Source organism: Coleofasciculus sp. G3-WIS-01 (assembly GCF_040223135.1).
Taxonomy (GTDB): domain Bacteria; phylum Cyanobacteriota; class Cyanobacteriia; order Cyanobacteriales; family Coleofasciculaceae; genus Coleofasciculus.
Window position 1 is genome coordinate 1 of the sequence record NZ_JAVJZI010000188.1, and the last position, 19,733, is coordinate 19,733.

General features: G+C 45.4%; 19 protein-coding genes and 1 other RNA gene. 11 read left to right on the forward strand and 9 right to left on the reverse strand.

Annotated features, from left to right (window positions below; genetic code table 11):
• A partial coding sequence (locus RIM23_RS19350; RefSeq protein ID WP_446368760.1) for an RNA-guided endonuclease InsQ/TnpB family protein occupies positions 1 to 515 on the forward strand: 515 nt, incomplete at its 5' end.
• A gap of 325 nt (positions 516 to 840) precedes the next feature.
• Positions 841 to 2,673, forward strand: a complete 1,833-nt coding sequence (locus tag RIM23_RS19355) for an aspartate kinase (protein WP_446368761.1) — start codon at positions 841 to 843, stop codon at positions 2,671 to 2,673.
• Positions 2,674 to 2,769: 96 nt separating this feature from the next.
• On the opposite strand, the gene RIM23_RS19360 is transcribed toward RIM23_RS19355, so the two are convergent.
• The 3 genes from RIM23_RS19360 to RIM23_RS19370 form a co-directional block, all read right to left on the reverse strand.
• Positions 2,770 to 3,108 carry a type II toxin-antitoxin system PemK/MazF family toxin gene (locus RIM23_RS19360; RefSeq protein WP_446368762.1) on the reverse strand — a complete coding sequence of 113 codons (339 nt, stop codon included), beginning with the start codon at positions 3,106 to 3,108 and terminating at the stop codon, positions 2,770 to 2,772.
• Positions 3,095 to 3,316, reverse strand: coding sequence for a toxin-antitoxin system, antitoxin component, Xre family protein (locus tag RIM23_RS19365; protein WP_446358599.1), 222 nt, complete (start codon positions 3,314 to 3,316; stop codon positions 3,095 to 3,097). Before RIM23_RS19365 ends, RIM23_RS19360 begins: the two co-directional genes overlap by 14 nt.
• A gap of 182 nt (positions 3,317 to 3,498) precedes the next feature.
• Positions 3,499 to 4,788, reverse strand: a complete 1,290-nt coding sequence (locus RIM23_RS19370) for a TetR family transcriptional regulator (protein ID WP_446368763.1) — start codon at positions 4,786 to 4,788, stop codon at positions 3,499 to 3,501.
• A gap of 106 nt (positions 4,789 to 4,894) precedes the next feature.
• Here RIM23_RS19370 and RIM23_RS19375 point away from each other — a divergent pair, with 106 nt between their 5' ends.
• The gene (locus tag RIM23_RS19375; protein WP_446368764.1) at positions 4,895 to 5,743 is read left to right on the forward strand and encodes an acyl-CoA desaturase; all 849 of its coding nucleotides are present in this window, start codon (positions 4,895 to 4,897) and stop codon (positions 5,741 to 5,743) included.
• A 383-nt stretch (positions 5,744 to 6,126) separates the two neighbouring features.
• Here RIM23_RS19375 and RIM23_RS19380 read toward each other — a convergent pair whose 3' ends face one another.
• Both RIM23_RS19380 and RIM23_RS19385 read right to left on the reverse strand, forming a co-directional pair.
• Entirely contained in the window at positions 6,127 to 7,605 is a 1,479-nt protein-coding gene (locus tag RIM23_RS19380; protein WP_446368765.1) for a hypothetical protein, read from the reverse strand.
• 201 nt (positions 7,606 to 7,806) lie between these two features.
• On the reverse strand, positions 7,807 to 9,444 hold the full coding sequence (locus RIM23_RS19385; protein WP_446368766.1) for an iron uptake porin: 1,638 nt from the start codon (positions 9,442 to 9,444) through the stop codon (positions 7,807 to 7,809).
• A gap of 142 nt (positions 9,445 to 9,586) precedes the next feature.
• Here RIM23_RS19385 and RIM23_RS19390 point away from each other — a divergent pair, with 142 nt between their 5' ends.
• The 5 genes from RIM23_RS19390 (at position 9,587) to RIM23_RS19410 (ending at position 12,998) form a co-directional block, all read left to right on the forward strand.
• Positions 9,587 to 10,462, forward strand: a complete 876-nt coding sequence (locus RIM23_RS19390) for an ABC transporter ATP-binding protein (protein WP_446368767.1) — start codon at positions 9,587 to 9,589, stop codon at positions 10,460 to 10,462.
• A 182-nt stretch (positions 10,463 to 10,644) separates the two neighbouring features.
• Entirely contained in the window at positions 10,645 to 11,136 is a 492-nt protein-coding gene (scpB, locus tag RIM23_RS19395; protein WP_446368768.1) for an SMC-Scp complex subunit ScpB, read from the forward strand.
• A gap of 148 nt (positions 11,137 to 11,284) precedes the next feature.
• Positions 11,285 to 11,638 (forward strand): DUF760 domain-containing protein, encoded by a 354-nt coding sequence (locus RIM23_RS19400; protein ID WP_446335419.1) that lies wholly within the window; start codon positions 11,285 to 11,287, stop codon positions 11,636 to 11,638.
• Positions 11,639 to 11,819: 181 nt separating this feature from the next.
• Positions 11,820 to 12,164, forward strand: coding sequence for a TMEM14 family protein (locus RIM23_RS19405; RefSeq protein WP_446368769.1), 345 nt, complete (start codon positions 11,820 to 11,822; stop codon positions 12,162 to 12,164).
• 54 nt (positions 12,165 to 12,218) lie between these two features.
• Positions 12,219 to 12,998: a hypothetical protein gene (locus tag RIM23_RS19410; protein ID WP_446368770.1), complete on the forward strand. Its 780-nt coding sequence runs from the start codon at positions 12,219 to 12,221 to the stop codon at positions 12,996 to 12,998.
• Positions 12,999 to 13,151: 153 nt separating this feature from the next.
• Here RIM23_RS19410 and RIM23_RS19415 read toward each other — a convergent pair whose 3' ends face one another.
• From RIM23_RS19415 to ssrS, 3 genes are all read right to left on the reverse strand, one after another.
• Positions 13,152 to 13,358 (reverse strand): hypothetical protein, encoded by a 207-nt coding sequence (locus RIM23_RS19415; RefSeq protein WP_446358613.1) that lies wholly within the window; start codon positions 13,356 to 13,358, stop codon positions 13,152 to 13,154.
• A gap of 221 nt (positions 13,359 to 13,579) precedes the next feature.
• The gene (locus RIM23_RS19420; protein WP_446368771.1) at positions 13,580 to 14,896 is read right to left on the reverse strand and encodes a DNA cytosine methyltransferase; all 1,317 of its coding nucleotides are present in this window, start codon (positions 14,894 to 14,896) and stop codon (positions 13,580 to 13,582) included.
• Between the two features lie 149 nt (positions 14,897 to 15,045).
• A non-coding RNA gene (gene ssrS / locus RIM23_RS19425) (6S RNA) lies at positions 15,046 to 15,228 on the reverse strand.
• A 148-nt stretch (positions 15,229 to 15,376) separates the two neighbouring features.
• On the opposite strand from ssrS, the gene RIM23_RS19430 reads away from it, so the two are divergent.
• Complete coding sequence (locus tag RIM23_RS19430; RefSeq protein WP_446368772.1) at positions 15,377 to 16,279, forward strand: pentapeptide repeat-containing protein; 903 nt, start codon at positions 15,377 to 15,379, stop codon at positions 16,277 to 16,279.
• Here the strand turns inward: RIM23_RS19430 and RIM23_RS19435 are convergent.
• Positions 16,271 to 17,416 carry a 5-(carboxyamino)imidazole ribonucleotide synthase gene (locus tag RIM23_RS19435; protein WP_446368773.1) on the reverse strand — a complete coding sequence of 382 codons (1,146 nt, stop codon included), beginning with the start codon at positions 17,414 to 17,416 and terminating at the stop codon, positions 16,271 to 16,273. The genes RIM23_RS19430 and RIM23_RS19435 overlap by 9 nt on opposite strands.
• Positions 17,417 to 17,519: 103 nt before the next feature.
• Here RIM23_RS19435 and RIM23_RS19440 point away from each other — a divergent pair, with 103 nt between their 5' ends.
• On the forward strand, positions 17,520 to 18,344 hold the full coding sequence (locus RIM23_RS19440; protein ID WP_446368774.1) for an inositol monophosphatase family protein: 825 nt from the start codon (positions 17,520 to 17,522) through the stop codon (positions 18,342 to 18,344).
• 279 nt (positions 18,345 to 18,623) lie between these two features.
• Positions 18,624 to 19,577: a J domain-containing protein gene (locus RIM23_RS19445; RefSeq protein ID WP_446368775.1), complete on the forward strand. Its 954-nt coding sequence runs from the start codon at positions 18,624 to 18,626 to the stop codon at positions 19,575 to 19,577.
• Positions 19,578 to 19,733: the final 156 nt, after the last annotated feature.

A 19,733-nucleotide genomic window follows, 5' to 3' on the forward strand; every position in this document is an offset into this window, starting at 1 on the left:
AGAAGAAAGGGTCTAAAAATTGGCGCAAACTTAACCAAAAGATTGCTAGATTACACCAAGGAATTCACGACACTCGAAAAGACTTTCATTTTAAACTAGCTCATCACCTAGTCCAAAATGCCGGAATGGTATTTGTTGAAGATCTTAAATTCAAGACTTGGGCGAAAGGGATGCTAGGAAAACATACCTTGGATGCTGGCTTTGGTCAGTTTATTAATATTTTGCAATGGGTTTGTTGGAAAGAACAAGTTTACTTTGCCAAGGTAAACGCTGATTATACGTCGCAGCAATGTCCTCGTTGTAAAACACACACAGGCAAGAAGGATTTATCAGTAAGAATTCACAGTTGCCATGAGTGCGGATATACAACGGATAGAGATGTAGCTGCGGCACAAGTTGTGATGATTCGAGGTGTAGGTGCGACTGGGCAAGCCGTACCTGAAATTGCCTGGCCAGACGTCCTGCCGGGGGTCATTGACCTAGGTAAGTGTCCGCGAACCAGGAAATCTCCGTAGCGATACTGGGAATCCCCAACTTCAACGAAGTAAGTTGGGGAGGATGTCAAAAACCCGCTTATGTAACCGTCGCTACAGAAGGCGAGGGATTTTGTGAGTTAGTAGAGTACCTGAACCAGTTCATGTAGAGACGTGCCATGGCACGTCTGGGTGTAGGGAAAGCAGGGGCAGCAACAAAGAAATGACCAATGACGAATGACCAATGACGAATGTCTGCTAATGTAGTTACTTGATTAATAATTGATGCCTTTTAGCGACCTGGCTCAAATTCACGCCTCAAGGGTTGACAACAAAGGCGTCGAAAAAAGGTGTAGGAGTAACATCTATGGTGCTGGTTGTCCAAAAATATGGTGGAACCTCGGTTGGCTCAGTTGAGCGGATTCAAACCGTTGCCCAACGACTCTTAAACACAGTTCAAGCGGGTAACTCGTTAGTCGTCGTCGTGTCAGCGATGGGTAAAACGACTGATGGGTTAGTTAAACTGGCTCACGAAATTTCAGCCAATCCCAGCCGTCGGGAAATGGATATGTTACTCTCCACCGGTGAACAAGTCTCCATCGCGCTGCTAGCGATGGCGTTGCAGGAATTAGGACAACCCGCGATTTCTCTGACTGGCGCACAAGTGGGCATTGTCACGGAAGCCCAATATAGCCGCGCCCGTATCTTTAGTATCCACACCGAACGAATTTCTCGACATCTAGACGAAGGTAAAGTCGTTGTGGTAGCGGGGTTTCAAGGGATCAGTAGTCTGAATGACTTGGAAATTACCACCTTGGGACGCGGGGGTTCAGATACCTCAGCCGTGGCGTTAGCCGCATCATTAGGGGCGGCTCGGTGTGAGATTTACACCGATGTCCCTGGTATTTTAACAGCTGATCCGCGCCTCGTCCCAGATGCCCAACTCATGGACGAGATTACCTGCGATGAGATGCTGGAATTGGCAAGCTTAGGGGCAAAGGTACTGCATCCCCGTGCGGTAGAAATTGCTCGGAATTACGGTGTACCATTGGTTGTGCTATCTAGTTGGACAGATGCTCCGGGAACAAAGGTGATTTCTCCCACGCCACAACCCCGTTCTTTAGATGATTTAGAAATAGCTCGCTCGGTCGATGCTGTAGAATTTGATACGGATCAGGCAAAAGTGGCAATGCTGCGGGTTCCGGATCATCCCGGTGTCGCGGCACAATTGTTTGGTGAGATTGCGGGTCAAGATTTAGATGTGGATTTAATTATCCAGTCGATTCACGAGGGGAATACGAATGATATTGCCTTTAGTGTAAGTAAGGGTATTCTCAAACGGGCTGAAGCCGTTGCCGAAGCCATTGCACCCGCTTTCCGTAGCCCCACTAATCCCAGTGCTGATGAGGCGGAAGTCTTAGTGGAATCGAATATCGCCAAAATCGCGATCGCGGGGGCGGGAATGATTGGACACCCCGGTATTGCGGCTCAAATGTTCACCACCCTGGCAAATGCGGGAATCAATATTCTGATGATTTCCACCTCCGAGGTGAAAGTAAGCTGTGTGATTGATGCGGCTGATTGTAATCGTGCGATCGCAGTTTTGTGTGACCAGTTTAATATTAAGAGTTCCCCCGCCCGTCTACCGATTTCTGAGCATGTAGAGACGTTCCATAGCGCGTCTCTACATGCAAACCCTGTCCGAGGTGTTGCCCTTGACCAAAATCAAGCCCGTTTAGCGATTCGCTATGTTCCTGATCGTCCGGGTATGGCAGCTCGGATATTTAGTATTTTAGCCGAGCAAGCAATCAGCGTGGATATGATTATTCAATCTCAGCGCTGTCGAGTGATTGATGGAATTCCCACACGCGATATTGCTTTCACCGTCGCCCAAGCTGAGGCGGAAAATGCCCAGAAAATTCTCCAGGAGGCTGCACCTATTTTAGGCTACGGAGAGGTTCTCCTTGATGCCGATATTGCTAAAGTCAGTATTGTTGGTGCAGGAATGATTGGACAACCCGGTGTAGCTGCACAGATGTTTGCTGCTCTTTCTCAGCACAAAATTAATATTCAAATGATTACTACTTCGGAAATAAGGATTAGTTGTGTAGTGAATAAAGAGCAAGGGGTGACAGCATTACAAGCCATTCACCAGGCATTTGGGTTGGCGGGAAATCAGCAAATTGAAGTTCCAGCTTAGGAGTTATATCAAGTTCGGTTGAATACTCTGCTCTGCCACCCTTGTGCAAAAGGTGTGATCGCCTTTTTGATATCTGGAATTGTGGGCAGCAAGCTACTAGCCGATAAGTCTTACTAATGATTCTCTTAATACGTCGATATCGTAGGCTTGGAGTTGTCCAAGTTTCCTCAAAACCAGGGTTTTCTCAACTGTTGTAACGATCGCTTTAATAATAGATGGCTTGAGTAACCCAGCTTCTTGCCAGTTTGTTATTGTTACATCACCAAACATCAGTATCTGCCGACTTTGACTGGTAATCGCCATCAAAATCAAGTCAGGATGTTCTTGGTTGTAGGTATCAGAACTAATGACAACGGCTGGACGTTTCTTACTCGTTGTTTGATTAGTAAAAGGAAATGGAACCAGGATAACATCGCCAAAATTATAGCTGGTCATATTCAGCATCATCTGGATTATCCCAGACCTTCGCAAATGTCTTTTCCGAAAGTTTAGCGGCTTCTCGAACCATCGTCTGATGCTGTTGACTGCGTCCTAGTAAAAAATCGACAAAATCGGCTACTTCTTCAAGTTTACCAGGAGGTAAGTCGCGGATTTTTTCAATTAGCGTATGTTCAAAAGGATTGAGGATAACTGTATTATTCATATTTTAATATATTTTTCGTCGCTTATTTAGCATAAGTCAATTTTGTCCACTAAATTAGCATATTTTGGATAGGCTGGCAACTGCGATTCTGGATCATTGGCAACCGCTGTTATTAAAAATGCGATCACTAATCTCTAGATCGCCAAAGGAATACTGGCTCGACGGGTAAAAAAGCTGACTACTTAAGGCTTTTGATCTAAACGAATCGCCCGATCCAACGCCGTTTTTTCCCGTGCCCTACGAACATAAGGCTCTAATTGTTTCACATCCAAACCGCTTAAAATACTCAAATCCTCCACATTCATCCCTCTCATTAGCATTTCCACACACCATGTCTGTCGCGCTTGCTCAATTGAGGGAGATGGCGTTTCCAACCCAGAGGTAAAGTCACGCCATGCGGATCTTAATTCTGGCACAGACATCCGTTCCAAGGCTTCATTGACAAACAAGGGTGAGCGATCATCTTTACGATTTTTGAGCCATTGGTTTAAGGGATTGCGGGTGTAAGAACCATAGCGCTTGCCCATAATCCGCTGATTCACAGGGACTTGGCGCAGGTTACCTTGAGTCACTTGCAACAAGTGTCTGTGGGTGTCACTAATTTGGTGCGATCGCTCTAAGGCAATAATTTCTTCTATCCGCAACCCCGCACCAAAGAGGACATAGGCGAGAGCATAATCCCGGAATCCGCTTTTTTTGGCTTGTTGCAAAATGGCATGAACTAAGGATGGGGGTAAATCGGCTACCGTCTCAGAGGAGATGGCTGGAGAGGGCAAGTTCGGGGAAGAATCGGGTACAAGCTGGCGCACTATCTCCCCTGTATCGCCGCTTCCTGGTTCTTCCTCCGCCTCTTCCCGTCTCTGTAGCTCTGCGTCGGCAAAAGCTCCGTGTAAGATAAGTTCGACTAAACTTTGCAAAAAATCCTCCTGATTCTGCCAAAGCCTGTGGAACTCGCTGGTTAGTTCAATCACCAAATACCCAAATAACATCCCATTAACCAAACTGGCTAATTTTTCCGCTGATAAACGCAAATGTAAGCGATCGCGTTGAATCACGGTGGTAAGATAATTAGCAAAGTCCAGGTTGGCTTGAGTAACACCTTCTCCTAACGCCTGACGATGCTCAACGGTGTATTTTCCTGACTCCCCAACCACAGAGCGCAATAATTCGGGCATTTGCGTGAGAACCTGAAGGCGATCGCGTCCATAGTTGGTCAACGCCTGCTCAAACGTCGTTGTCTGATCAACTTGGGCTCTGAGGGATTCACCCAGACGGGTAAACACCCCAGAGTCTTCGATCACGGCTAAGAGTAATCCTTGTTTGTTACCAAAGTGACGGAACAGGGTGACTTCATTAACCTGGGCTAATTCAGCAATCTGACGTGTGGTCGTCTCGGTAACCCCCTGAACGGTAAACAACTCAAGCGCTGCTTGAATTAAACGCGCTCGTGTTGTAGAACTGGTACGAGACATAGTTTAGTAATGTAAGTAACACTTGCATTTTGATGGATAAATCGTTAAGCTGATGATAGAAGTGTAAGTAACACTTGCACCTCAATTCCTACTGTAACGATTCTCAATGACTAATCCCTCCATCTCCGCGCTTCCTCAAAGTCGCGCTAATCTACCCTTTCATTGGCCCAGTCTGCTATTTTTTGGCACGATTCACGCTTTGGCACTGCTGGCGCCCTGGTTTTTTTCATGGTCAGCCTTGGGAGTAATGATACTTCTCCACTGGCTCTTTGGCAGTATTGGCATCTGCTTATCCTATCACCGACTTTTGACTCATCGGAGTTTTCAAGTGCCTAAGTGGTTAGAATATATCCTTACCACCATTGGGGCTTTAGCTCTCCAAGGGGGACCAATTTTCTGGGTAGCAGGACACCGTCAGCACCATGCTCACCCCGATGATGCAAACAAAGACCCTTACTCAGCACGACATGGGTTTTGGTGGAGTCACATGCTTTGGCTGTTCTATCACAAACCCGAATTTTTTGATTATCAAGTTTATCAAAAATTTGCTCCTGATATTGCCAGAGATCCCTATTATCGCTGGTTAGATCGCTATTTCTTATCGCTACAAATTCCTCTGGGTCTATTGCTTTACCTAGTAGGGGGATGGCAATTTGTATTCTGGGGTGTCTTTGTGCGAGCTGTCTTACTGTGGCACAGCACCTGGTTAATTAATTCTGCCACTCACCTGCGCGGTTATCAGACTTATGAAGTTAATGATGGTTCTCGCAATCTCTGGTGGGCAGCTATCTTAACCTACGGAGAAGGTTGGCACAACAATCACCATGCTCAACCCAATGTTGCTCCGGCTGGACGTAAATGGTGGGAAATAGATATGACGTGGTGGGTAATTCAAATACTCCAAGGAGTAGGTTTAGCAAAGAAAGTCGTCCTACCACCCAAAAAGGCAGCATAGTACAGTTCCCTTGGAATTCAAAAGTATGCCCTTGAGCAAGGGCGTTGGCTTAAAAGCTTGTTTTCATCAGATGTTCAGATTGTTTGAAGAGTTGGTAAATGTACGCATTGCTAAACTCTAGATTTTAGAGGAGAGTAGGTCTTGAGTTAAATACTGTTTGGTACTAACTCAATTAATAAGTCAATATAACTGATCAGTAGTTTAATTGAACCATATAACCAGACAAGCTGATGTTATGTGGTTTTTTGCTTTAATATCATGTCCGGTTTTATCAGACTTGTATGAGCCTGTTCGTAGTCAGCACTTTAGTGCTTGGAAATAAGCCATTTTAAGGCACTAAAGTGCCTACTACAAACAGGAAAATTCGTGAATAACCGTAATGTCTACTCTAAATCAACGTATTCGGCTAAGTTTTCAATCTGGGGATCAGGAAACTGATAAAGTAGACGCCACAGTACGGTATAACTCCCATCTAAACGCTGGTGAACGGGTTGAAAAGCAACAATAACATCGCTGCTCGGTGTGTTGAGGATTTCTGGTAAATAACGGCGCTGCGATCGGGAAATTGGTTCTCCTTTCAGTACGGCTTCAGGTAACTGGAATTGGATTAATCTGACTAAATAGGTATTATTTAACGCAATCTCTGAACCTGTAGCCGCAGGTGGACTTAAAGGCGGGACAAACCCGATACCATCCTTACCCGTGTAAAAGCGCCTTTGATCTATTTGTAAGGCTTCTACTGCATTAGGCGGACGATAATTCAGGAATAAATCCCGTTGTTCGGGTGTCAGGGTGGGAATCGTTTTTAGGTTGGCGTCGAGTTGTGCTAAAGAAACGTCGCCTAAATTTACGATAAAACCATAATCCAGCCCCTGCAATGGAATGGTAAAGTTTCCATTTTCAATCTCCAGCGCCAAGCTAGGAACGTAATCCGTAGTCGGTTCTACCCCAGCAGTTAAGGGAAAGGGTTGGGGGAGGGGAGATATCAGGCGGTTTTGCAGCTTATTGGGATCAGGTTGATAGCTTTCGGCGAGAAAGATACGAGCAATCCCGGTGTTGGGTTGGGCAAGAAATTCGGCATATCGCTGTGGTTCTAAAGGCAAAAGACCCAAAGTACTTTGAGTTGGAATGACCGAATAGACACCGGGGTCAATTATACGAGCAGACTCAGGAAATGCGGGTAATATGGGTAGTAGTTGTTCCCGTGCGGCTAGAAGAGTTCGGGTAATAGCTTCTGGAGGCGCGATCGCAGGTTGTAGAGGTGGTGCCTGATAATCTGTAGTCGGGCGCTTTGTCGGCATACCCAAGACGGGTGGTTCCGGTTTTGGGAAGTCAGGTACAGGCGAAAATCTTGGACGCAGTGGCGTGGCTAAATTCAGCCGCAATCCTAGGCGTTGCTCATCGGGTAAGAGACTGGGTGCAGCTACCCCAGCTAGCATCGGTAACCGCATATCCAACAGCTCAACCATTGGTTTCAGCTTTTGGGTAGACACATAAAGATTGCAATACACCTGTCGCTGGGGTAATGTCAACGGTGCAGGAAAATCGGGATCAGGGGTTCCGTTATTACAGAGAAACTGGGGAATTTGATACTGACTCTTCAAAAAGCGTTCTACTTTACCTAGATGTAAGAACAGTTGCGATCGCGTCGCTTCTACTTGATATACATTAGGACTGTAAAATGCCCCCTCAATCCGATTAATTAAATTCAGTTGTTCTTGCACCAGTTGTTCGGCGGGACGCCAAAATCCTTGGGCAAACCTAGGTTCTTCTGTTGTATCTTGGGCATTTGCCGGGGACAGGGAAAGTAGCGGGAACGATAGTGATAAGGATAGTAATACAAATAAAGGCGAGTAGTGCATAAGTAGTCGGACAGGAAACTTTAGGGGCGCAAAGGAGGGTTCTCAATGTAACCGTAAAATCTATTCCTCTATTTTATCTCACTGCCCTGCAAGGACAGTGATTTCCTACCAGTCGAACAGAGTTACAGCGCGATGGCGTGTAAGTGAGGTACACAAACAGATCCCCGACTTATTGAAAAAGTAGGGCATCTTGCTTAGTTGTTAAAATCGTAATGTGGTTCGTATTGTGCCAATGAATGTATCATCATTATCGCTATTATGATCAGGTGCAGTGAGCCAAATTATCCCTGGTGTAATTGTAATATTATCGGTTAATTGATACTGGTAGAATGCCTCTAGATGTAGGGATGTACTCGGATCATCAATGCCCAAATTTTTCAGGCTATCGCTCCTGTTGGTGACTTTGGGTTCCATACCGACGATAAACCCCGCTAGATTGCCTGTTTTGCCTAAATCGGGTAAGGCTAATGTTACCGCCCAATACCAAAGATTAGCATCCCCTTCATCAATCACCTGCGCTGTGGTATAACCTGCCCATCCCCCGACAACAAATCGTGGATTAATTTGTACTGAAGCGGCGATACCAAAGGAATTTGTGACTACGGGCAAGTCTAATTGATTGACTAAATTAGTATCTTGACTCCCGACTTGCCAGTCTTGATTGTAAGCATTAACATAAGTCAAGCCAATCGTGGCGCGATCGCTAGGCTTGTATGTGACTTGGGCTAATGCGCCATAAGCCCCATCAAATAAACCGTTACCGGGTTGCGGATTTCCCCCATTCCCAGCTAAATACCCTAAGCTGACCTCTAAGGTGTCACTCACTGCATGTCTTACCCCCAAACCCGCCCCCCTGACTAAATAATAAATGGGCGCACGAGTGGCAAAACGAGACACCGCCCCACTAGCACCATCCCCATCTAGATAAGGATTAATCGTATCGGTAAAGTCATCAGCATCTCCAGCATTCGCCGCGATAACGACTTGCGTCTGATTCCCGATGGGGAAACGGTACAATAGAGCATCAATCTCTAGGTCACTATCCCTAGCCCCAGTAAAGGCTAATTCCCCTTCTGGCGTACCTGTACGACGTTCCAGACGCCTTAACCCTTCGGCTTGCAGTCGGGTTATTAGTACATCTTGACCTGTAAAACTGGTTTCTAAATTTAAGCGGGTACGATGTCCCAATGTGGTTACATGATCATCCTCACTGACAATCCCCGCCGCCCCAATAATCACTTCCCCCTCCAGTTGGGTTGTCGTCGAAAATTGCGTCAGTTCCAGTTCCCGAGTCCGGGCGGTTAGGGCGTCTACATCTGCTCTTAGCAGGGAGAGTTCTAAGACAAATTCATTGGTTAACTGTTCGAGTGTCGCCAAGTCTGTTGGAGGAACATCGCGTCCTCTGGCAATTAGTAATTGTATCTGATCCAAAGCCTGACGTAATCCAGCGGCGAACTCATGGCGAGTCATAGCTTGATTGCCCCGGAACGTGCGATCAGGATACCCTGTGAGTATGCCATATCGTTCGATCAGTGAGCGCAAGGCTGTATACGCCCAATCACTGGGTTGTACATCCCGCAACTGGGAAACATTCGTTACTTGACCCAAGCTATTATTATCGCTGTACTGATTAATTTGCTCTAAACGTTTCTCGGTGGGATCACTCGACTCATTCTCTGATATTTCTTTTCTCTCTAAGGTTTCTCCAAAGAAACAAAACTCCCCTACACTCCCACACCACTGCACCTCTACCTCTTGTGCTGTAAGGGCTCCAGCCAAAAATAGCCAAAACGCGATCGCAGGACTTATCCGCAGCAATTTCTGCCAAAGTTGATACATTTTTCGGTTTTTCCTCACACTCCTTTCCCATTCTTAATCCCTGACACGCCTAAACGCCAAGAGAGTTGAGGAAGATAGATCAGGAAGAGGGAGATGACAAATGACTAAAATATAAGATTGTTCTATTATAAATTTAGACAGGATGCCCCCTGCTGTTTGTGTCCAACACGTCAACAAAACCTACGATAAAGTCCCTGTAGTTAAGGACCTCTCCTTCACTATCGAATCGGGAGAGATATTCGGTCTACTCGGTCCCAACGGGGCGGGGAAATCGACAACAATTCGCATGTTAACCACCCTAACCCGACCCACCGAAGGGCAAATTGAGATTGCGGGTTATGATGTGGTGCGTCAACCGGCTGAGGTAAAGCAAAATATCGGCGTCGTGTTGCAACAAACCAGCGTTGACAACGACCTAACCGTCTGGGAAAATATGGAACTCCACGGACGCTTGCACCACATTCCTAATCCCCGACGGCAAACCCTGATTAACCAGTGGTTAGAGTATGTAGAATTATCCCAACGGCGGGATTCGCCAGTGAAAACCCTATCCGGTGGGATGAAGCGTCGCCTGCAAATCGCTAGGGCGCTACTCCACCAACCCAAAATTCTATTTTTAGATGAACCCACGGTGGGACTTGATCCCCAAACCCGTCGCCGCCTGTGGGAAATTATTCGGGATTTAAACCGCCAAGGGATGACAATGCTGCTAACGACTCATTACATGGACGAGGTGGAGGTGTTGTGTGATCAGTATGGGACAAGTCAGCCAGGACGCATCGGTATTATGGACTGTGGTAAGCTAATTGAACTGGGAACCCTGCAACAACTCAAAGCTAACCATGGTGAAGGGTTGCTGATGAAACAAATCGGCGATCGCTTTGAGTATAAATTCTTTCCCACTCTAGACGATGCCAATGCCTACCTTGACAGCTTACCGGATAAAACAGGTATGATGGTTCGTCCCTCGAATTTAGAAGATATCTTTGTGGAATTGACGGGACGACAACTCGATTAAGGAGCGTATCGGTACTTACTAACCCCCAATCCATAATCACTCACGCACCATGTCCGACTAGGGAAGCGAAGGCTCAAAACTCGGTAAGGGCGGGTTTTAAACCAAAGTTATCGTCAACAGCTTGAGCGAATTCCCTAAAAGAGCCCCTACACATTCAACACTCAAAACATCCCCAATCCCCAATGCCTCGTCTAGCGACCCAAATTGAAGCAATTCTATACTTAAAGGGCAAACCCTTGTCCCTGGAGGAAATTGCTGATTGTGCAGGGTGCGATCGCGTTGCGGCAGAAGATGCTTTAATTGAACTGATGTCAGACTATGCCTATCGAGACAGCGCCCTAGAAGTCGTCGAGACACCAAAGGGTTATAGCTTGCAGTTACGAGCTTCATTTGCTACGTTAATGCAAAGTCTAGTGCCTGCTGAATTAGGTGTAGGAGCATTGAGAACCCTAGCCGCGATCGCACTCAAACAACCTATTGCTCAAACTCAACTGATCGACTTACGTGGTAGTGGTGCTTATCAACATGTTCAAGAACTGATTTCCCTGGGATTTGTCAGCAGACGCCGACAAAGTGATGGTCGTTCTTACTGGTTGCAAGTTACGAATAAATTTCATCAACACTTTGAACTCGATAACCTCCTACCGTCCCTACAGACACCCTCTCAATCCTAAGCACCACCTCATCTCATTCTCATCCTTACGCCTGAATAACATCCTGAATTTCTTCCTTAAGAACTAGGGCTGTTGCACCAAAGCACCAAGTCGGTAGGCAGCACAATCGTTTAGAGTAGAAACAAGTAAGTCACGTCTTTTGATTCTAATGGTATTTAACTCTGACTTCCTCAATTCTCCCCCTGAAGATGACGCATCCAACCAATTACTGAACTATCTACAACACCAATCCCCAGATGTACTGTCCCAGGTTGCCAAATCTGCCAGCCCGGAAATTCAGCAAATCATTTCCCAGAATGTCCAGGGACTGGTGGGTATGCTTCCTTCTGAGAGTTTCAATGTCCAAATTACCACAGATCGCGAAAATTTAGCTGGATTGCTGGCTTCGGCGATGATGACGGGCTATTTTCTGCGTCGCATGGAACAACGCATGGAACTAGAAGATAATATGACTGACACTATGAGTTGGCATAGGCAATCCCATCATAACGATCACTCTTAGGATTCTTCTATCTAAACCGATTCCTGTAAGATCCTAAGAGAGTCATGGGAAAGCTATTCCCCCGTTTAATCAAGACGGGTGGCGGGGGATTGGGCTGCCGTAAAGGGCAGTCGTTTTTGTTCGACTAAAGAGAGTATAATTCATTATAGCCAATCTTTAAATCCACAATATTTTTCCTAACATGAACAACTTATTGCCAATTATTACCGGATTTGTTTTAATCTACGCCTTACTTGTCTTGGTGGGTGGCATAATTGGATATGTAAAAGCCAAAAGCCAAAAATCTCTAATTTCGGGTATCAGTAGTGGTCTGGGACTGTTGGTCGCTTGGTGGCTTTGTCGGGTAATCCCAATTATGGGACTGGGACTAGCCACACTAATTTCCCTGCTGTTATTTATTGTCTTTGTTATTCGTCTTTTCCGCACCCGCGCCTTTATGCCTTCGGGAATGATGATGGTTTTTTCGCTAATGGCTACCTTACTCTTTTCGGTAGGATTATTAGCAGCAGAAGGTTTATTGCAATAAATTACTTTATTTTACCGATGATCCGGATGCTCAAGCAAAATAGCAGGCGATAAGATGAGAAGTTCTTTAAAAACCCCTTATGTATTACTTCCTGTCTTATTGGGCTGCTGCTTTTTTGTTTATTTCATCAGTTCGGGTCAATATCCTTGGCTCAAATCCTTTTCCTTAGATATTGCCTCAGAAATTACTGGCATTATCATCGTTGTCTTTTCAATTGATCGAGTTATGGCTATCGATCAAGAAAATCAACGAATAAAACTCGAATCTGTGGCATTCCTACAGCTCAGGAGACCACTTCAACGTCACTTTTATTTGTTTTTCAATATGTTTAAGGCGGCTATTGCCGAAAAACCAGATAAAAATTATCAAACAGTCGTTGATTTATTTGACCATACATTTTTTGAAGAATTAGCGTTTCTTGATTTTTCCAAGCCAGCCCCGGTATTGGGCGCAATTGAAGCAGATTGGTCTGAATATTTGTTACGGGAATGCTCGCAGTTTAAAGATTCCTTAAACCGCACCATGGAAAAATATTGTTTATTTTTACAACCTGAACTTATTGAATTGATGGAAGAAATGATCAATTCTCCATTTCTGTGGATTGTCTTCAATGCGCCCATCATTCGCCAGTTTAGCGTAAACAATAACACCTCTAATTCTTATAATTTATTAGCCCGACAAGAAATTCGGGATTTACTGAAAGAGTATATTCAACTCATTACAGCGTTATTAGAGCAATATAATCAAAGAGTTCCAGAAGACAAACAAATTAAAATTTCTGATGAATTGTGGGAAAACGGAGTTCTGCCAAAAATTGGTAGCGGTAGAATCTAGAGATTTAAGGGAAGTAATAAGCCTGCCCGAAAAGCGTTGCGAAAGGTCAATTGTAGGGATGGGCATGAGCCGTTTAATTTTGATACCTACTGATAAGCTCTCCACAAAACCCGCCCTTATTCATAAATCATAAGTCATAAGTTATAATGTATTCTATTCAACGACTCGAATCCATCCCCGATTTAAACCTTCATAAATCTTTTCAACTAGGTTTTGCTCTTCCCTAGAAAGTGACTGCTTCGATAAAAGTGCTGACATGAACAGTTGTTGGTCAATTCGGCTAATTTGGCGCATATCAATAATGCGATTGGCAATTTGCCGGACAGGAAATTTGGGAAAACAAACTTGAGCAGATTTCATTGGGTCTTTAGCAACGTGGTGTATCTCTCCTTAAGATATATTAAAGAACTTATCAATTCTCGAACGTGATCAAATTACCGCATTGTCAGTGATTCTGACTCGACAGAAATTGTGATAAGTGTTTGATTAGCCAAGTGATGAGTCCTCAAGAAAGCTTATGATAAATTTGTCTTCATCAGGTGATCTAAATCACAAAAGAATAGGGATAAGTATGTGAATTTTCAACATCCTAACCCACTAAAATCCCCTTGTCTTTTCTTTTGTTTCCAATACTCAGATGCTTTGACCTGTCCTAATTCTAAGAGGTACGGGTCTTTTAGGGTAAGGGTTGACGTTGGCTGCGAGGGTGCAACTCCCAAGGCGGCGATAACTTGATGACCTAAGACTCGTCCGAGTCGTGGCGGTACAGCATTTCCCACCTGTCGAAATCCATGCCATTTCGTAGCATGAAAGCGGAACCAGTCCGGAAACGAATGTAAACGTGCGGCTTCTCGTACTGAAATGACCCGTGGATATTTAGGATGAATGGGACGGGGGGAGGTATAGCTACCGTGTTCGGGTCCAGTACCTGCGCGTAAGGTGTAGCAGGGTTTGTCCCAGTCTAGGCGTTGTAGGCGACTAATCGATTCCAATTGACCGGGTGGTGTTTGATTAAACCGTTCAATCGAGGCGAGATTGTGTCGCGTTCGCTTGGAACTGGTTAAGAGGAACGGATTCCATTGGCGGGGATAGGCAAAATTAAAGGGATCGCTGATTATACCTCGTAGCTTTTCCACGTAAGGCATGGCTAATGCTTGAAGTAATTGTAACTGGGGGAGTGTCAGTTCTACCGAGTCTGAGGTTTGAAGTTCGGTAAAATCATCTAAATTGGGTAAATCCGCGATCGCATCCCGAACCGTACAAAACTCAGAGGGTGATTGCAATTGAGGTTGAGGATAGGTTAAGGGTTTCACTCCCACCTGATTCCCCAAGACAAATAACCGTTGTCGCTGCTGCGGTACACCGAAATTAACCGCGCTTAGTACCTGTATCGGTTGAATTATCTCATACCCGGCTGCTTGAAACTCGCACTGCAACCGATTCAGTAGGTTTTGGTATTTTTTCAGACCTAAACCCGGAACATTTTCCATAACAAAATAACGAGGCTGGAGTTCTTTGACCAAGCGACAGAATTCAAAGACTAAAAGGTTACGTTTGTCACAAACCTGACGTTTCCCCATCACTGAAAATCCCTGACAGGGAGGTCCCCCAAATACCAAGTCAATGTCAATCCTGTCGCGATCGCTAACTAGAACAGGACTCCTTTGGCGATCGCACCAATCCCGCAAGGCTTGCTGGATATGTGTTCCCGTCAAGTCAGATACATCAGCGCACAAGACATGAGTCTGGGGAAAGTTAAACCCATAGACAGCCGCGTGAATCGGGTCTTTTTCCACTGCGATCGCCACATCCAACCCCGCCTGTTCGATCCCCAGGGAAAACCCACCAACTCCTGCAAATAAATCAATGGCGACAGGTCGATACCCCAAATTTGCCATCCCCTCATCCATTGCTTTAGCTTATCGGCGATTCATCTCACGGTCAATCAGAGATTCGACCGTGATCTGTTCCCTGTTTTGTCTAATTCGGTTACCACGCAAAATCCCCCAGTCACTTAAGACAGGGGGAAATTTTTGCGAATTATTGCAGGTTCACCGAAACGCCGTCTTGCCTCAGCTTATGACCTGGAAAACCAGGTGGGCATCGTGGACGCTCGTTTTAAGTTTCCGGGTTCATGCCCGGTCTACTGCCACAAGGTCTCTCGATTCCCTTTGCTATACGGACAAAGATCAAAAAACACTATTGGCAGTCACCAACGTTCCAGTGGAACCTGTCCTTCTATTCTAACGATTTATTTCCAGATGTCCACTGTCTAGTATTCGCCATCTAATGAGCTAATTATACGCTGTTCTAGACACTCTAGGCTAAACTGATGAGTGTCATCGATCGCAAACCATGATGTTCGGGGTTATTGGTAGATGGTGTACAGCGAACCCCACTCCTATCTTGTCAAACTGGGGTTATTCCACTGGAACAGTTGGCGACAGAAACATCCTGATGTTACTCCCATGCTGGAAGGTGCCAACCTAAATTTATTGGATCTGAGTGGATTTAACCTCCGAGGGGCTAATATTCAAGGTGCTAACCTCTTTGGCACAGATTTGCTTGATGCTGACTTGACGGATGCCAATCTCACAAAAGCTGATTTTACAGGTGCCGATTTGAGGAATGCTTTTCTTTGCGGCGCTGATTTATCGGAAGCACGGTTGATTAGAACCCAAGCTTTAGGTACAAACTTTGAGAGAGCCATATTCACAGGAGTCTGCTTAGAAGACTGGAATATTGATAGTAAAACTAACTTGATTGGAGTTATCTGCGACTACGTTTATCTTAAATCCAGATATTCTCCTCAGAATAAACGATATGTACTGCAAGAACGCCGTCCTCATAGTGGCAGATTTGAACCGGGTGAGTTTACCAAGCTTTTCCAAACAACTCTAGAAACGGTTGAGTTAATCTTTCGCAACGGGATTGATTGGCAAGCCTTTTTGGTTGCTTTTCAAAATTTGGAGAAAGAACAGGGTGATTTGCCTGTCTCTATTCAATCCATTGAAACGAAGCATCGAGGCACTGTAGTCATCCACCTAAATGTTCTGCCAGAGCAGGATAAGGCAAAAATTGAGCAATCCTTTAAACAGTGTTATAAACAGGAACTTCAATGCATTGAGGCTGATTATCAAGAAAAGTTTGGTACTAGAGTTCAGTCAGAGGAATTAATTACTAAGTATCGCCAACGAAATTCAGATTTTAAAGCCATGATTCAGGTTATGGCTAAAGATCAAAGTGACTTTGTTTTAAATATGTTGCTACAATTAGAGTGATTTTTTATTGTACCACAGGGTTTCTATGGATTGTGCGATCGCCTGGGGGTTTCTCTCTGGGCTAGAATCCAACAGGACTGTGACATGTCCGAGTTTGCGCCCAGGGCGCGATTGTTTTTTCCCATACCAATGCAGATATGTTTGGGGCTGACGGGCTAGTTTTTGCCGTTTTTCGAGATAGTCGTTCTGGGAATATTCGTAACCTAATAGGTTAACCATGACGGCTCTATTACACCTAAGTGTCGGTTTTGTCAATTCTAATCCAGCGACTGCCCGTAAATGCATTTCAAACTGCGAAGTTTCACAAGCATCTAAACTAAAATGCCCAGAATTGTGGGTACGGGGGGAGACTTCGTTGACAAATATCTGATTATTGGCGGTGAGAAACAGTTCAATGCCAAACACGCCCACGGCTTGTAGACTATTGAGTAAGGTACGTGCGATCGCGTCAATTTCTTTTTCTGTCTCTGTGCTAATCGGGGCGGGAATGATCACCCGACGGCACACTTGCTTTTCCTGCTGGGTTTCAACAACGGGGTAAACCACTACCTCACCGCTTAAAGAACGGGCAGCGATTACAGCTAATTCTCGTTCAAAGGGTATAAATTCCTCGACGAGGAGGGGTGTATCGGCAAGTTTTGAATGGAGTTCCTGAAAACTCTCTCTCTCCTTAAAAATAAACGTGCCTTGACCATCATAGCCGTGGCGTCGCGCTTTGAGAACGACAGGAAAATCCATCCTATCTGGGTTGAGGGGTGTCTGTAGTAAGTTAAAAGCTGGTTGGGGTAAACCAATATCGCGTAAATAGCAGCGTTGGTGATACTTATCCAGTAGGGGGGCTAAAGCCTCTAGGCGGGGGCGAAAACAGACACCTTGGTTTGCCAAGGGGAACAACCCATCCAAATTAATAAATTCATTCTCAAAGGTGATCACATCACAATGGGCGGCTAACTTAGCCGTCGCGGCGGCGTCATCAATCGGGGCAAAGATGGTATCGGAGGCGACAGTAACGGCTGGATCATTAGGATGGGGTGTTTGAATGACTAAATCCAATCCCAATGATTTAGCCCCATCTCCCATCATCCAAGCCAGTTGTCCGCCACCAATTACCCCTACTCGTTTCACAGTCTTAGGCATCAATAGGTTTGAGTCACTCGTTTGTCATGTTAGCGGATTTTGGTGTCACATACATTGCTATACTTCCCTGAAAAACTCAAAACTCTCATCACCAACCACAACCATGAGCCAACCCACATCCAATCAACTGCAAATCTTTCTCGACATCGCCACAGAAGCCGCGATGACAGCCGGGGCAATCTTGCAAACCTACTGGGGTAAACTAGATGGGGTAGAAGAGAAAGGGCGTCCGGGTGATTTAGTCACAGTCGCTGATAAAGAAGCAGAAGCCGCCATTGTAAAAGTCTTAGGGCGTCATCTTCCCCATCATGCTATTTTGGCAGAAGAATCGGGTCAAAGGGGAGACCAGAAGAGTGAATATCTTTGGGCAATTGATCCCCTCGACGGCACCACCAATTATGCTCATCAGTACCCCATCGCCGCTACGTCTGTGGGACTGCTCGTTAACGGAATACCGCAAGTGGGAGTTATCTATAATCCCTTTCACAATGAACTATTTCGGGCAGCTAAAGGATTGGGAGCAACTTGCAACCGCCGTCCGATTCGAGTGTCTGGCACCTCTACTCTCCATCAAAGCTTACTAGTAACTGGCTTTGCTTATGACCGCCACCAAACCCCAGACAACAACTATGCCGAGTTTTGTCACCTAACTCACCTCACCCAAGGCGTTCGCCGCAGTGGTTCAGCCTCTCTCGATTTGGCATCTGTGGCTTATGGACGCTTAGATGGGTATTGGGAACGGGGAATTTCACCCTGGGATATTACGGCTGGTGTAGTATTAGTGCAAGAAGCAGGTGGTACAGTTACAGCTTATGATGGTAGCCCCCTCGTCCTAAAATCTGGACGAATTCTCGCCACCAATGGTCAAATTCACAACAAACTCAGTCAGGAACTGTTACAGACACCACCCTTGTCGAGTTGGACGTGACACTTCCTCTAGACGGATCAAAGAGTTTAGTGCTGCTTGGCGGCAAATACCCACCCATTAACAATAGACGAAAAAGCAGATACCATAAACCTGACTGCCTTAGAGTCCTGGAGCCTTGGAGACTGGGAGCCTGGGAAAGACAATCCTGCCCAACAGTCAGTTTACCCCTATCTTGGGAACTATATTTTCTACAATAGCTATGAGGATGTCAAGGGGGACTTTCATCTCTGAGACAGACTATAACACTATTCTTTCGTCACAGCAATTGGACAGCACCCTATGGCTTTTGAAATTGAACGCGGACTTTTTAAGTATGATTTCACGGATTATTATGCCATTTTAGGCGTTCCCGTCGATGCGGATGAGAAGACAGTCCGGAAGCAGTATCTCAAAGTAACTCGCCGTCTCCATCCTGACAGCAGCAAATTCAAAACGGATGCGGAAAAACAGCAAGCCAATGAACTGTTAACAAAACTCGTCAATCCTGCCAAAGAACAACTGTTTCGTGGCAGTCGTGACTATAAAGTCAGTCTAGGACACATGGGTAAGCGTCTAGCCGCAGAAGGGGGCAAAATTTCGATTTCTAGCGACACGGCAAAAGAATTGGCAAGAGCTGGTGCAAATGTCGATGCTGTTTATCGGAATTCATTGAAATTTCTAGCCTCCCAGCAATACGAATCTCTTGATCAAGTAGTGGACAGAATTGGCGAAATCAGTGAACTCAATTTAGTTTACTTGATGCTCAAAGAAAAAACATCTAAATCCGGCATCAGCAAAACCTCTTCAGGAACAGCCGTTTCTAAAACGGCTGGAACTGGCGCGGCGGTCAAGAAAACGACGGCTGGCGCAGCGACTAGTGGTGCATCAACTAAGGGGGGTGGGACTCAGGAAGTCTCAAAAGTTAATGCCTATCTCAGCCGCGCCGACAGCTATATGAAGAAAAACAATTTTGCGGGCGCTGTTTTAGAATTACGAGAAGCTCTCAAATTAGAGCAAACCAATAGTAAAAGCCATGGCTTATTGGGGTTAGCTTACTTAAAGCAAAATCAAGTATCCATGGCTAAGGTTCATATTAACAAAGCCTTGCAATTGAATCCCCAGGAAGAAAACGCCTTGAAAGGAAAGCAATATATCGACAAATTAACCGAGAAAACAGGTTCAGGCAGCAAGTCGAAAGATCAATCGAGTGGCGGTGGTTTGTTTGGAGGATTGTTTGGCGGCAAGAAAAAGTAAAAGAATCAGGGACAAAGGATGAAAATTGAAACCGTTTTCAGGTTTTCCGATTGTTGGGGCGGGTTTCACCCGGATGTCCCTAAATCCGCCCTAACTGAGTGCGATAATTTTTTGACAGATGAGGGAGGCTGAATGTAAACGTGCAGCAGCTTTTGC